Below are 14,803 nucleotides of genomic sequence, written 5' to 3'. Positions count from 1 at the left end.
CGAGCGCAAAGCTTGTTTATTAATCAAACCCTTTTCAGCTTTTTCCGATTATATATGGTATGTCTTGTTCCCGTCTACTCACCACGAATTACTCGAAAACCTTGATCAGGACCCATACCATTCGCTTCGAACTTTCCCCGAAAAGAAATCTCGTTGTTGCTGATACCGCCGATCCACCCGCCACCCTTTACAACCCGGAAAGAACCGCTGTTACTATCTATATCTCCGTACCAGTTCCAACACCATTCCCTTACATTCCCTGACATATCGTAAAGACCTAGCTCATTAGGTTTTTTGCCACCGATAGATTTTGTTTTGTTGTGGTTGTTTTCTATGATCGGCCAGTTCCAATCTCCTGATAAGTATTTGTCTCCAGCATTTTGCCAATACCATGCTACTTCATCTGCTTTATTGCTTCCACTGTAGGTGTAACTTTTGCTCAACTGTCCTCCACTTGCAGCATATTCCCACTCTGCTTCAGTAGGCAATCGGTAACCATTAGCTCCTGCATTGAGCGTTACTGTCCATTTTAAATTATCGTTATCACTCTTATTATTCGGATCTTTTTTATTTTTATCTATATTGTAATAGGGTTTGAACCCCTCTTTTATACTTCTTTTATTACAGTAATCTATTACGTCATACCAGTTAACCATTTCTACTGGCAAGTTGTCGCCTTTGAATGCTGAAGGGTTGCTTCCCATTATTTCAACCCACTCTTTCTGAGTAACTTCATATTGGCCGATATAGAAATTTGATATAGTTGTACTTTTGTAGTTGGAATTTGTGTTAATGAAAGTCCCGCCTTTGACTAATACATAAGTATCCTTCTGTTCAGGCTTTTCTTGCGAACAAGCGCTGATAACAACTACTATTAAAAGAGAAATTAATAGTTTTCTCATGGATATATCTCCTTTCCAACCACTGGTATGTAGTTAAGTATCATTTGTTGAATGATCTAGAATGATCTAAGGCTGCCGGCTGTGGACCGACAACCTTAGCAATGACAGTGATTAATAGTTATTTTAATCATCTGGAGATGCCTGAGCTGGTCCGATGCTCAAGTTACCATACTGTTACGTTTGAGCTCCCGCTACTTTGATATCCTTCTGTCGCTAACACCTGATAAGACCAACTGCTGCCCAGATTCATTCCGTAACTTTTCCAAGCATTAACGTGGTTGGCAAAAGTGATCGCGACATTGCTTCCCGTTGCTCGCTTGGATTGTCTTACACTCCAAAACTGTGTGAAGGTTGCCGTACCATCAATAGAAGGGGCGTTCGTTCTCGTAGTCGTATATATATCATATGTGCCTCCATCACTGGTCACGGTACCTTTATAAGTTCCAGTAGGTCTATAAGTGCCCCAGCTATCAACGACGTAATATTCTATGAGGGAGTTTCTCGTCCACCCATAAAGAGTTAAATACCCATTGCCGGATGGTGCCCAGACGCCTGCATTGTAGTTTATTGTTCTAGATGGGGATCCAGTATTCCAACCTTTACCAACAACAAAGTTACCAGTATTTGACCATGTAACACTGTAATTCCCACCAGATCCATTAGTAGCATTTACTGTCCCGCCACCATCGGTCCAATTTTGCCAATAGTCTGTCGCTGCACTTGAGGTTGCTGCAAACAAGCTGAAACTCATTGAAGCTGCCATAATTACAGTCACGATTTTCTTGTTAAATTTAAACATAATCTACCTCCTGAAATTTTTTGTCACTACATACCTACATACTGCTTGTCTGTATTTCTAGTAGTCGAAGCAATTCCTTGTTGGGGCAGATTCGCAACACCACTTCCTTCCATATATATTAATGTAAGCGATTACATATGGAATTTTATCATAGATCGTTTACTATTTAATCTCTTCAAATTAAAGCTTTTACCCTAAAAAGTATTGTTCTTTTGGGATACCTTATTCACTGGATTTTTGTATCTGCCACAATTACAATCCAGTATTTTTTAGTAACACGTTCATAAACCAAGGCTTAATCAGTGGTAAGACTACTGCTGGTTGCATAGCTTTTGTATGGTCCATCTGGGCTCCCGAAAGGATTTCAACATCCCAGCCTAAATCCGCCAACTGCTCCTTATTCTTTTTTAACAACCCGACGATGTCAACGGTAACGCTCCCGAAATTTTCACCGTAAACAATCGTATCATTTCCACCTGCAAAAGCTAGTTTAGGGAGACTAAGCAAATGTTGAATACTGCGATCATCAAAGGCTGTGAGGCTCTGGTATAGAGAGACAAATTGTGCTGTAACACGGGTATCTATGGTAACCTTTATATTGTCCCAATCCATTTCGTTTGGATTCTCCGATCCTGTTGGGCTTTCTACAGATTCATTTTGGTTACTCAAAGCTTGTGTATGTGTTTTATGGGTCACAACCCTCATTTCTTGATAGGGGCCATTATAGGGTGGAAAACCTCCCATTACCAAACTCTCCAAGCGATCTGTTCTTGTAGCCATTTGCAATCCAATCAACGCAAGCCAGGAATAACCGTAGTAACTAAAGCTTGTAACATTCATTTCATCCGCAATGTGGAGAAGATCCTTCACAATATGATCTGCTGTTAGATTTTCCTCTGGATATTGAAATAGATGACCTTCATAATCGAAATAAAGCACTTGAAACGTATCCGCTAATCCTTCAACAAAATGTTTACCTAATTCGGGATCTACTCCCCATAGCTTTAAGTTTTCTGCTTCCTGATTGTACACAGATTTTTTAGCGATGGGTAACATGAGGGTTGGACAATCTGGAAGTCCTGCCATACCTACTTCTATTTCTGATTGGTTTGCTAATTGTATTATCTTTTTCAATGAACTCACTCCTTTGTGTTCTATAAAAGTATCATATAACATTCATGCAATCTTTCGGTTTATCCCTCTACCTCCCTTGATATATCTACCTAAATTCGATTTAATATTGTTGTAGCACTTGAAGGTTCAACTTTAATGTTTTGGGGTGATGATGTTTATGGAAGAGATATATACACCTACACTGATAGCTAAGCAATTAAATGTGAGTACCACTACTTTAAGGAGATACGAAGATCAAGGTTTAATTCCAGATGTACCAAGGACCGCCAGCAACCGCAGATGTTACACTTCCATCCATGTGCAAGCTTTTATTACCATTCGGGCATTATTGCAGGGATATGAAATTCCGGTTGTGTACGATGTGATGAGGAAGATAAAAGGCCAGCAGATGGAGTCTGCTCTTTGGGCAATCAATCAAGAGCAACATAAGACCCAAGTGGAAAAAGAAAGGTTAGAGGAAGTTTTACGCATGTTTCGGGATGTTGATTTATCAAAATACAAAGATTTAACTGTAACAGATTCAATGACGATTGGTGAAGTTGCACAAATGGCAGGAGTTAATCCATCAGCTATTCGGCATTGGGAACAAGAAGGGCTAATCTCTTCGAATAGGAACAAAGATAATGGCTACAGAGTCTTCACTTTAACGGAATTAAGAAAAATTATTCTTATCAGCAGTTTAAGGAAAACTGTTTATTATATCGAGAATATGAAACAGCTTTTGAATGAAATAGAAACACATAACTACAAAAAAGTGGAGGTATCCTTTCAGCTTGCCTTACAAAAATTGAATTCTCAATTAACGAAGCAATTTTTCGCGATAGCTGAACTTACAAACTATGTTAAATTGTATAAAAGTAATGCCAAGTAACATATTGATCATAGAAAAAGGACTACCTTGCGGTAGCCCTTTCGTGCCTATTTGAACTTGATGTCAACAATCTTTCCGCTTTCCACAAAACCAATATTTCGATAAACCTTATTGGAGTCAGGATTCTTTAAATCAGCATAAAGCATGGGCACTAAATCCTCCGATAAAAGAACAGAACATAACTCTGCTACTAGTGCACTTGCATAACCTTTTTTCCGGCAAGACGGAGGTGTGTATACCGCATTTAATCTAGAATATCTTGCCGACCGATGTGCAATGTACGCCATCGATACAGGTTTATCGTCTACAAACCATAAATACAAGTCACCTGTCTCAATCATCCTCTTGGCATCTAGAATTTTAGTTTCTGGGTTCACCGTAATCCCATAAGCCCCCTCTGAGAAACCCGCCAAAAATTCTGCTACAATGGCCACATTTTTTCTCGTTGCTTGTTGCATTATGCCCTTTACGTTCAAAGGTTTCTTTGGATCTGTACAGAAATAAGATTCTATAGTCATCGTGGACTCATATTGAAGATTATTTGCCTGAGAATACAGCTGTGCAAAACGTTCTGTTGTTTTTGGTTCTCCAGATACTCCCGATAATGTTGTCCCTTTAAGGAATTCTATAAGTTCTTCGTAGAGAACGATCTTCTTATCCTCGGCAATCTCCTTAGAACTCCAAAGCCATGCGTTATGTCCCGTTGACTGGGCATAGATCATTGTTTCACCAGAATCTTTTAAGCATCTAGAACTCTTCGACTCGCAAATAAGGTGAATCAGGTTGTATTGAACCTCATCAGCAATAAACATATCCTGGCTTAGTATGCGATCGGAAACATTGATTTTTTGGAACATCGTTACTCCTCCTTATTTATTTATATGAACGCAAAAAACTCCGTCCCATTAGGGACGGAGTAGATTCCGCGTTACCACCCTGATTAGTGTATTCGTGAATACACCCTCTCTGCCATCGTCCAACAACGATGCTTCTTTGTAACGGCAGAATCCCGGGCCCGCCTACTATGATTTCGGGAGCCAGCTCTGAGGCGATTGTTCGATTCGGGTGTCCACTGCCTCGCACCAACCGGCAGTTCTCTGATCGACATTTCCGGATTTACTTGTCCTCTTCGTCGCATTTGATTGCAATGTAATTAGATACAATATAAAGTAATAGGGATTTTATGTCAATAATATATTATTGTTCATTGCGCAAAAATACTAACCACCAAATTGTCTTAAATGATGGTCTAGATGTTTATAAATCCCTTTACCCCATTGCTCCGGAGTGAATTTTCCGAAAAAAGGATGTGGATGGGATGAACATTTTTCCGGACCGTTACTTTGAAAAATTAAAATCTTTTGTTTCAGTATTTCTTTTTCTTTCCCAAAATCTCTGTCATCTAAAATAAGTATGGTCGGAATTGTTGACATATTGTGTGGTACCGGCTTGTCATTATAAAAAATAGATTTTATAAAACTTCCTATTAGCATTCCTAGCCAATTTCTAGGGGGAAAGGAGTTTCCAATTGCGATGTCTTGAAATGCAGAACAGTGAGCCAACATTTGAGCAACATTCATTTTTCCCCATTGCGGTTTAGAATTTGGACTTAAATTCTCGATACGGCTCAGTATTTCTGCGGTATGTAATTTGTTGTATATATTTTCCATAAACACACTCCCCATTTCGATTTTCTGTTTTTTTCAAAAGTTAGCATGAAATTGTCAATAGAGTCTGCTATCTTATCCCATTGCTCTGGTACAAGTACAAGTTTAGTTATTAGATGCTGGTTCCACTCAGGATATTGTTCGTAGATAGCACCCAATATTTCTGCACCAGCTGGAGTAAGTTCAACCAGCTGGACGAAAATCTTCTTGGGCTATTATATTCATCGTTGCAACATTACAATTCGACAGCTACTACCAATCTAATCTTCGCCCTTCTCTATCATTCTATCCTTTATTCACTATCATGTCCGCTAACGTAACAAAGTTACCCATAATGCAGGTAGCTCGTCGTCTTAACTCGTTATTTAACTATCGTTTCCTGTTATCTTAATATTTTACGGAGAAATTTAATCCACTTCGGCTCGTATGCTTCGCTAATTGGAATCCCTGTATAATAACTATGATAAGGGTCCATTTCCCATATCTTTAAAAGCCCCTCGGAAACTTCATACTTAAATATGGGAGAGCTTTTGTCCGCCCTAATATAATACTTATTGCATGCAACACAGTACAAAATCTGCGATTCATCGGAGAAATATGAATAAATATTAAGCTCAGTGTTGCAGGCTTCGCATCGACGTATTCGATTGCGGTTTAGCCAATCAATAAATAGTTTCAGATTATCATCTCCTCCGTAAAACAAGGAATATCCTTCGCAAACTAACGTGTCCCGTAATTTCAACAACCTACGGATTTCTGCAATACAGAAATACTTTCCTTTAGGAACGCCCTGTTCTTTTCAATCCCTCTATTTTTACACCAGACAACAGCACTAAAAGCATCGTAAAAATTATAAAAGGGTAGTATTGTTTCCAAATCCATTAGAGGACGAATTGTTGAATATCCCTTTTTATACGAAATTCTACTTTGAGGATTCACTTCCCAAACATATCGGTTAATTTTTGTGAAATCAATTTCAGAGGATCCACCCCGTGCACTCTCAAAATCAATAATTCCAACAACCATATTATTATTTGTTAGTATATTACCTTGTCGAAAATCCATATGAACAACACACGGGCCATCAGGAGGAGGTAAAACTGAGAAAGCACCCTCAAAGTAATTAATACATTTTTCGAAAAGTCCTCTCTCAAGGACTTCCTTGCAAGGTTCTATAAATTTTTCAAAGCTATTTCTTATATAAAGTCTCCAATTGTTCTGATTAGAAAATTGAAAACCGTCTAATCCTTCCACACCATATCCCGGCATTTTAACTTCATGCAGGTTTGCGTGAAGTAACCCAATTTGAAATGCTAATTCATCGTCAATAGCACCTGTACATGGTATACCTTTAATCTCAGATAAAAGTAATGCACCAGAGATTAAGTCATCCCCACTCCAGAAGTCTAACACTTTTGGAACCGGTAATACCTCTCTCAACATTTCAAGCATACGATATTCGCGATATAGCTTATCCCTGTTATAAGGGATCTTCGCATACACCGTTTCTCCATTAGTAAGATTCAGCTTGTATACTTGTGAACTAAAGGACTCAGGAACATTATCTATACTTAATACATTAAGGTTAAATCTTTTTATGATCATTTCTACTAAGTTCAACTCGCACCTCACATGTTATGAATGAAATAGTAATTAGTTCAGCTATCTTTTTCTTAATTTTATTTGAACTATCCTAACCGTTAGTGCAATAAGATTACACTTAGCTCTTTTTCTTTCTTGCTCTCAGGTAAATGACTGAAATCACTACTAGTACTATTGCAATTACGATATACAAATCAGTATCCTGCTGAAACATTAACCACATCTTGTATTCTATGTGTACTTGCTGTTTGGGTCGAAGTCCTTCACCGAATAGTTCTGTTGCTTGGTTAAGGTTATTCATTTCAATGGTTGAACTGCATGGACTACTGCTTGTTACGCCATCCACTTCGCTAATGTATATTAAGTATTTATTACCTTCCTTAAAATCAAAACCCCAAGTGTAGTCTGTTCCCACAATAATTTGAGAGTCAACTTCAGTATTCCAACTTCGTTCAACATCCACTAATATATATCTGATTTTCTCTTTTGGCCCCGCAAATCCTTCTTGTTTCAAATCAACCTTTATTTGTTTTACTTCACCATAAATAGCTCCACCGTAGACCTCTTTGGCTTCTTTGGGACTTCCTATCTCGACACAGGATAAAGCTTTAGCATCTTGTCCATTTGCAATAAAGAACGCGAATGTGAATAAACATATTAACGTGATTAAACGAAGATTCAATTTACCACCTGCTCTTATGATTTTATTACATAACATCTTTATTGACTTAAGTTATAGGTGAAATGTTGCACTAATTTTCCAGTTCCTTCAATGCAATAGGGAGTACACCTAGATGGTATGCTCCCTATTTGGGTGAGAATAGTATTCTGTTAGCCATGCATGCAACGCAAGCGCCGCACCTCAGGTGATAGAAGCTAATGAATTCTTCCAAGGAGCTGAAAGCTTTGAAGAAGTATTACCCAAGGAGTTAATTCAACTTTAATCCCTAATTCATTTACAGTTAGATGTTGAACTGAGTTTTTATTAAACTAACGCACCTGTTAGCTCAATAGCAAAGATGTGCAACTCCTTATTTCTCCCAAAGCTCGATCAGTCGACCTTCTGGGTCTTCAATCCAAATAAACTTTCCAAATTCACTAATCTCTATTTTCTTTGCAAGAGGTACACCAATCTGTTCAAAATGCTTAATCGTCTCGTTTAGATCATGCACTTGGAAATTTAACATCACTTGTTGTTCTGTTGGAAAATAACTATCATCCTCGGTAAAGAAAGAAAAGATAGTCTCATTTCCCACTTGAGGTTTTATCACAGTCCCATTCCAATTCTCTATGTCAAGCTTCAACACCTCACTGTACCACTTTTTTGTAGCTTCAAGATTCTTAGTTCTCCAGAATATTCCTCCGAAACCTTTAATCATCGTATCTACACTCCTGTCTGCATTAAATTATCTAATAATATACCCTTTAGGATTAAGGAGAATCCACCGTTAACCTCCAGTCATTACATCGAATGGTAGTGCCAACGGGGTATTCAACATCATATTCACCAATAAACGAGAAGCCAAGCTTAAGACAAATGACAATAGAAGCATGAGTGAAGTCTATCGGACTCCAGAGTCGCTATTAGCCATAATTCGGCTCATTTGAGAACCTATCGGACTCTATAGTCGCTATTGGCTCGAAAATCCCTCATATCGCGCATATTTGGAACGAATAACGCCTCTGGGGTCCGAAACACTTCTTAAAAGACAAAATTCAGCCAAATAGCTGCAACTGAGTCCGATCGCTCATGGTGAAGAGAGAGCGTGGGAGTGTGGGAATACAAAACGCATAACAAGCAGCATAGTCGCACATCCGGTATCACAGACGTCAAACAAACAGCATAGTCGCACATCAAGTAATACAAACGCCCAACAGCAAAGCACCAATCAAGTATTGAAGTATCTGTGTGTTCGAGGATTCGAGTACTCAAGTGTTCAAGGAGTTACATCGTGCTTCTTCCATGGGGAGATCATTCCTCCTAACCCCACGCAGTGTCCGTTGCTCATTACTTCTCCTTCTTATGTAAATAATCTTCATTTTAGATTCTAGATTAGAATTATTTGCTATAATGTTCTCATGAAAAATAAAACTATTCTAAACAAATTAGCTATCATTCTACTTTTTATAAGCATTCTCTTTGGCCTACGCTGCATTTGGTTGAGTATATTTAAGGTTTCCAACACTGTACCTGTGATTAACAATGGTGTACTGGATTTACGCGGCCAGGATCTGGAGCAGTCTAACTTATTCAGGCTGGATGGTGAATGGAGCTTCTATCCTTCGCAATTCGTAACGTCCAAGGATATTTCAACTTTACCAGAACCTTCCCTCCCGCTTCAAGTTCCCGGAGACTGGAGCCGCGCGATAGGAACGGATGACCCTTCTTCGTACGGTTTTGGTACTTACCGTCTGCGAATTTTGGTAGAACCCCTTCAGCAGCCTGTAGCATTGTGGATCAAACAAATCTATACTGCATCCAGCGTAGAAATTAACGGTAGCCTATTGCTCAATAATGGGACAATATCTCTTGATGCCGATACTTATGTGCCCAAAACCACCTCATATAAAGTATCCTATTTCACAAAAAACACAACAGTAATTGATGTGCTTATTCGTGTAGCAAACTTTGATCTACCTTATAAGGGGGGGATTGCAGGGCCTGTTTATTTTGGTTCTCAGGAAAAAGTTGACCGTACATACTTTTATACCGTAGGTTTTCAATTGTTAACAGCAATTATCCTGTTATTGCATGGGCTCTATGCCTGCATTCTTTATTTATTTAATCCTAAAGAACGTGCTTTGTTTCTTGTAGGGTTAATGACATTATCCGTAGCTGTTATCATTTTAGCCCGTAATGACAACTTACTTCTTGCAATAGTGCCGATTAATTATACCTGGTCATTAAAGATCCGATTGCTTGCTTTTTTGTGGCAAAATCTTTTTATTCTGCTTGTTTTTAGAAAATTCACCTCAGTTGCCAAAATCAATAAGGGGTTACGTGCATACGTAGTGAGTCTTGGTCTTTATTCTGTTTTTATACTTACCGTCCCAGCTTATTGGGTCAGCACATCCATTCATTTGGGAATCATTCAAGTGTTCCAGTATATTCCCTTCATTTGGTTGCTCTATAGCTTAGGGCGCTTATTATTCAAAAAGCAAGATGATAAAGATGTTGTTTTTCTGCTGTTATCAGGTGCGGCGATCGTTTCTAATTTGTTATGGAATTTGTGGGATAGTAACGGACACTATTCAATTGTCTATTATCCTTTGGATATTATCGCAGCCATCGTGGGCTTCTCAGCATATTGGTTTAAAAAGTATTTTCAAAATGCTAAAGAGAACATGGAACTGAATGAGCAGCTGAAAAAAGCAGACAAACTTAAGGACCAGTTTCTCGCTAACACCTCACATGAGCTGCGCACACCGCTTCACGGAATCATGAATATCGCACAAAATATTGTCACAAAGGAAAAGGACAGACTTTACGAAAGTAGCCGTCAAGATATGGAGCTGCTGATTACAATCAGCCGCCGTATGTCTCATATGCTTGGTGATCTACTGGATGTGGTCCGTCTTCAGGAGCATCGTGTTATTTTACAACAGGAACCTATTTCGGTTCAATCGGTAGTTCCCGGTGTGATTAGTATGCTTCAATATATGATTGAAGGTAAGCCAGTACAGCTATCTATGGATATCCCGGAAGCTATGCCGCCAGTTCTTGCGGACGAGAAAAGACTGGTGCAGGTTTTATTAAATCTGGTGCACAACGCGCTCAAATACACCGAAGCAGGACTTGTAGCTGTTAAGGCTGAGGAACAGGACGGACAGGTTCTTATCTATGTGACAGATACCGGAGTGGGCATGACTGAAGAGACTATGGCAAGGATATTTCTACCCTATGAGCAAGGCCCTCACGGAATAAATGACGGGCGTGGAATTGGGCTGGGATTAAGCATATGCCGGCAGCTGGTAGAACTGCATGGAAGCAGCCTACGCATTCAATCAGAGCTTGGTAAAGGTTCAACTTTTAGTTTCACACTCTCTCTTGCCGATTCTTACAGCGAACAGATAATAAGACAGACGGAACCTACAGTTTCGTATATGGCAGATGAGATTCATAGACAGATGACTGAGTGGGGAATTTCCGAACATCAGCCAAGTAATCACTCTGAAAAAATTCCACCGCTTTTTACAGAGATTAAGGTAAATATTCTGGTGGTAGATGATGATCCTGTCAATCTGAATGTACTAAAGGGTATTCTTGAAACCGAACCTTATATCATAACTACCGTGAACTCAGCCCATGAAGCATTGGAATTGTTGGATAAAAGGAACTGGGACTTACTTATTGGCGATGTTATGATGCCACAGATGTCGGGATACGAATTAACACAGAAGGTTCGTACTCGCTACTCCTTATATGAGCTTCCGATTCTATTGCTTACTGCCCGTAGCCAGCCTGAGGATATTTATACTGGATTTTTGTCCGGTGCCAATGATTATGTCACAAAACCTGTGGACGCAGTGGAGCTTAAATATCGTATTCGGGCTTTAACTGCAATGAAGTTATCCTTCAATGAACGGGTACGGATAGAAGCAGCATATCTACAAGCACAGATACAACCACATTTTTTATTCAATACGTTGAACTCTATTGCCGCACTCAGTGATTTGGATACTAAAAAAATGCAGGAGCTCATTGGGGCGTTTACTTCTTTCTTAAGAATCAGTTTTGACTTTTTAAATGTCGGAGAGCTCGTGAACCTCTCCCATGAACTGGAATTGGTAGAATCTTATCTGTATATTGAACAGACTCGATTTGCAGAAAGGATATCTGTTGTCTGGAAGATAGATCCGAATATTGATATCCTACTCCCTCCTCTATCCATCCAACCGTTGGTAGAAAATGCTGTTAAGCACGGTATACTTAAGCGCCAACAGGGTGGAACTGTTCAAATACGTATTATCCGTCTGCACAAGGCTGTAAAGATTGAAGTGGAGGATGATGGGCAAGGCATGGATTCCGGAACACTCTCTTTACTGCTGAAGCCATTGATGGAAGGCAAAGGTGGCATCGGGCTGGCCAACACCCATCGGAGGTTAAGTCAATTATATGGTCAAGGTCTCTCGATCCAGAGTAAGCCTGGAGAAGGCACCTTGGTATCCTTTGTTGTACCAGAGGACAGTGATAACTTTTCAAGCAAAAAAGCCGCTCCATAATGATATGCTCCCGTCATAGTAGACAGTAGAAAAAACAAAAACTTCTACTGCTACAATGACGGGAGTTTTTCTAATGTCTAAAAGAAGTCCAGCATCTTTAGAAGTAAAATTACATGTCGTACGGCTGTGCCTTGAGCACAAGTCGAATCCAAACTATGAGGCAAAACAACGAGGTCTTAGTTCGCACACGGTTAGAGAATGGATTAGGAAATATAAAGCAGATGGTTTGGACGGGTTAAAGGAATCGAGAACATGGAAAACATACTCAAAGGAATTCAAACTAGCTGCTGTTAAAGAAGTGTTGTCTGGTCGTTTCTCCGTTGAAGAGGCGACAAACAAGCATCATATTTCAAGTAGAAGTGTTTTGATCAAATGGATTACCAAGTATACTAATGAGATAGAATTAAAACCTACACATAAAGGAAAAGGACTATCTCATATGAACAAAGGACGTAAAACAACTTTCGAAGAACGTATTGAAATTGCACAATATACCATCGCTAATGGATTGGATTATCAGAAAGCGATTGAAAAGTACGGTGTATCTTATCAGCAAGTTTACGCATGGGTTCGGAAATATCAAGCTGGCCGTGAGGAAGCTCTTCAGGACAATCGAGGCCGTAAAAAGCCTGTAGAAGAACTAGAGGAGCATGAACGTCTTAAGCTACGGATTAAAGAGCTAGAAGCGCGAAATGAATACCTAGAGATGGAGAATGACTTCGCAAAAAAGTTGGCGGAGATCAAGCGACGAAATACACGCTAACCCTCGTTCGACAAGTAAACTTGTATCAAGCGATTCAAGAACTGAACAAAGAAAAAGGTCACGCAATTACGAAGTTGTGTGCGTTAGCTGGGGTTGCTCGATCTGCCTATTACAAGTGGTTAAAATGGAAACCCTCTTGCATAGAACTTGAAACCCGTGCGTTAGCGAAAGAAGTAAAGCTACGATATGACAAGCGAAAAGGGATTCTTGGCTACCGTCAAATGCGCACGCAATTAAACCGAAAGCTCAAAAAGCAGTACAACAAAAAGCGTTATTACCGAATTATGTGTGCTCTTGGGCTTAAAGCCGTCATTCGCAGAAAACGAGCGAGTTATATGAAAGCTACGGAGATCCATGTAGCAGAAAATGTAATGAACCGTAACTTTGATGCCAACTCTCCTAATTTAAAATGGTGTACAGATGTGACAGAACTAAAGTATGGGAATGGACGAAAGGCCTATTTGAGCGCCATTATTGATGTATATGATAATTCTATTGTCTCATGGGTATTAAGCCATTCCAACAACAATAAACTCGTGATGGATACGCTGAAGAGGGCTTACGCAAAGAATCCTGGCGTATCCCCTCTTTTACAAAGCGACAGAGGCTTCCAGTACACGTCTCATGAGTACAACCGACTTCATATAAAATACGGATTTAAGAAAAGCATGTCTCGTGTGAGTCGGTGTTTGGACAACCAACCTATTGAGCGTTTTTGGGGTACATACAAGTCAGAAAGCTATTATCTTACAAAGTATGACACCTATGATGATGTCCTTACAGAGGTTAGCAAATATATTCACTACTACAATAATTACCGCTACACAGAGTGTTTGGATGGCTTGTCACCTAGCGAATACCGACGAGCTGCATAACGAAGATACCTCAGTTCTGGCAATACGAACTGAGGTATCTAAACTAACTATTTTTGTTTTTTACACTGTCCACTTGACAGGGAGCACTTCATAAGGAGTGGCTTTTTTGTATCGTTATCTATATCCTTTTAGAGTACGCTTAAAAAATAGTCGGCACCATTCCCCCATCCATGCGAATTGGAGAACCTTTAAATGCAGAGGCATAAGGACTGCATACAAATGCTGCTAGTCTGCCTATTTCAAAAGGTTTAATAAATCGTTGTATTTCAGATTGAGGAAGATTTGTAGTCATGAATTTTCTTTCTTTTTCTGAAAAAGTCATATCCTCATTGGAGTATATCCCATCAATAATTTGATGCACATTTTCAGATAGTGTTGGTCCTGGCATGATCGTATTGACTGTAACTTCAGTTCCTATCGTTAACTTAGATAAGCTTTTTGACAATGATAATAACATTGATTTGGTCATTGCATATTGAGGCATTTGGCCTGAAGGCATAATGGCTTCTTCACTAGCAATAAAGAGAATTCGGCCATAATCTTTTTGTAACATTTTAGGTAAATAGAATTTTGTTAATCCATTCGCAGCAAGGACATTAGTACGGATGTATTTTTCAAATATTTCGTCGTCAACGTCCTCATATTTCATAATTTCATAGATACCCATATTATTAACTAAAACATCTATATTAGGGTATTTTTCGAATAAGGCTTCTCTTTGCGCAATATCCACAATATCCGCTGTAGCATTTTGTGGAGAGGTAGCCGGGAAATTCGACTTTATTTCATTTACAGTCTGTTCTACCTGATCATAATTCCGTCCATTAATTAGTACATTAACTCCTTCTTTAGCGAGTTCAATGGCGATTGCTTTACCAATACCTTTTGTTGATCCTGTAATTAAAGCTGTTTTATTATTTAATCCCATATCCATATTACATTTCTCCTTTTATCCCGGCGTGCTGAG

13 protein-coding genes and 1 other annotated feature are annotated in these 14,803 nt (G+C 39.2%); of the genes, 4 read left to right on the top strand and 9 right to left on the bottom strand.

Annotation, left to right across the window (positions count from 1 at the left end):
- Positions 1-74: 74 nt before the first annotated feature.
- From NSQ66_RS15080 to NSQ66_RS15070, 3 genes are all read right to left on the bottom strand, one after another.
- A complete protein-coding gene (locus tag NSQ66_RS15080) occupies positions 75-902 on the bottom strand; it encodes an SUMF1/EgtB/PvdO family nonheme iron enzyme (protein ID WP_036677313.1) in 828 nt (275 codons plus the stop codon).
- Positions 903-1,065: 163 nt separating this feature from the next.
- Positions 1,066-1,701: a glycoside hydrolase family 11 protein gene (locus NSQ66_RS15075; RefSeq protein WP_036677315.1), complete on the bottom strand. Its 636-nt coding sequence runs from the start codon at positions 1,699-1,701 to the stop codon at positions 1,066-1,068.
- A gap of 252 nt (positions 1,702-1,953) precedes the next feature.
- The gene (locus NSQ66_RS15070) at positions 1,954-2,835 is read right to left on the bottom strand and encodes a hypothetical protein (RefSeq protein ID WP_036677317.1); all 882 of its coding nucleotides are present in this window, start codon (positions 2,833-2,835) and stop codon (positions 1,954-1,956) included.
- Positions 2,836-2,992: 157 nt separating this feature from the next.
- Here NSQ66_RS15070 and NSQ66_RS15065 point away from each other — a divergent pair, with 157 nt between their 5' ends.
- The gene (locus tag NSQ66_RS15065; RefSeq protein WP_036677320.1) at positions 2,993-3,706 is read left to right on the top strand and encodes a MerR family DNA-binding transcriptional regulator; all 714 of its coding nucleotides are present in this window, start codon (positions 2,993-2,995) and stop codon (positions 3,704-3,706) included.
- 47 nt (positions 3,707-3,753) lie between these two features.
- Here NSQ66_RS15065 and NSQ66_RS15060 read toward each other — a convergent pair whose 3' ends face one another.
- The 5 genes from NSQ66_RS15060 to NSQ66_RS15040 all read right to left on the bottom strand — a co-directional run bounded on the left by NSQ66_RS15060 (position 3,754) and on the right by NSQ66_RS15040 (position 8,354).
- Positions 3,754-4,563, bottom strand: a complete 810-nt coding sequence (locus NSQ66_RS15060) for a GNAT family N-acetyltransferase (protein ID WP_036677321.1) — start codon at positions 4,561-4,563, stop codon at positions 3,754-3,756.
- Between the two features lie 47 nt (positions 4,564-4,610).
- Positions 4,611-4,848 (bottom strand) — a binding site (T-box leader).
- Between the two features lie 78 nt (positions 4,849-4,926).
- The gene (locus tag NSQ66_RS15055) at positions 4,927-5,376 is read right to left on the bottom strand and encodes a DUF1569 domain-containing protein (RefSeq protein WP_036677324.1); all 450 of its coding nucleotides are present in this window, start codon (positions 5,374-5,376) and stop codon (positions 4,927-4,929) included.
- A gap of 735 nt (positions 5,377-6,111) precedes the next feature.
- Entirely contained in the window at positions 6,112-6,993 is an 882-nt protein-coding gene (locus NSQ66_RS15050) for a phosphotransferase (protein ID WP_036677327.1), read from the bottom strand.
- A 100-nt stretch (positions 6,994-7,093) separates the two neighbouring features.
- Positions 7,094-7,657 carry a hypothetical protein gene (locus NSQ66_RS15045; protein WP_036677329.1) on the bottom strand — a complete coding sequence of 188 codons (564 nt, stop codon included), beginning with the start codon at positions 7,655-7,657 and terminating at the stop codon, positions 7,094-7,096.
- 349 nt (positions 7,658-8,006) lie between these two features.
- Positions 8,007-8,354 (bottom strand): VOC family protein, encoded by a 348-nt coding sequence (locus NSQ66_RS15040; RefSeq protein WP_036677331.1) that lies wholly within the window; start codon positions 8,352-8,354, stop codon positions 8,007-8,009.
- An 814-nt stretch (positions 8,355-9,168) separates the two neighbouring features.
- Between NSQ66_RS15040 and NSQ66_RS15035 the strand changes: the two genes are divergently transcribed.
- From NSQ66_RS15035 to NSQ66_RS15025, 3 genes are all read left to right on the top strand, one after another.
- The gene (locus NSQ66_RS15035) at positions 9,169-12,198 is read left to right on the top strand and encodes an ATP-binding protein (protein WP_339279720.1); all 3,030 of its coding nucleotides are present in this window, start codon (positions 9,169-9,171) and stop codon (positions 12,196-12,198) included.
- A gap of 73 nt (positions 12,199-12,271) precedes the next feature.
- Positions 12,272-12,961 carry a helix-turn-helix domain-containing protein gene (locus NSQ66_RS15030; RefSeq protein ID WP_076142611.1) on the top strand — a complete coding sequence of 230 codons (690 nt, stop codon included), beginning with the start codon at positions 12,272-12,274 and terminating at the stop codon, positions 12,959-12,961.
- A 20-nt stretch (positions 12,962-12,981) separates the two neighbouring features.
- On the top strand, positions 12,982-13,836 hold the full coding sequence (locus NSQ66_RS15025) for an IS3 family transposase (RefSeq protein WP_081390719.1): 855 nt from the start codon (positions 12,982-12,984) through the stop codon (positions 13,834-13,836).
- A gap of 139 nt (positions 13,837-13,975) precedes the next feature.
- On the opposite strand, the gene NSQ66_RS15020 is transcribed toward NSQ66_RS15025, so the two are convergent.
- A complete protein-coding gene (locus NSQ66_RS15020) occupies positions 13,976-14,770 on the bottom strand; it encodes an SDR family oxidoreductase (protein WP_076105710.1) in 795 nt (264 codons plus the stop codon).
- Between the last annotated feature and the right edge of the window lie 33 nt (positions 14,771-14,803).

It is taken from the genome of Paenibacillus sp. FSL H3-0329 (assembly GCF_037963285.1).
GTDB classification, from domain to species: Bacteria; Bacillota; Bacilli; order Paenibacillales; family Paenibacillaceae; genus Paenibacillus_AQ; species Paenibacillus_AQ odorifer.
This window is presented reverse-complemented; position numbering and strand designations above follow the sequence as displayed.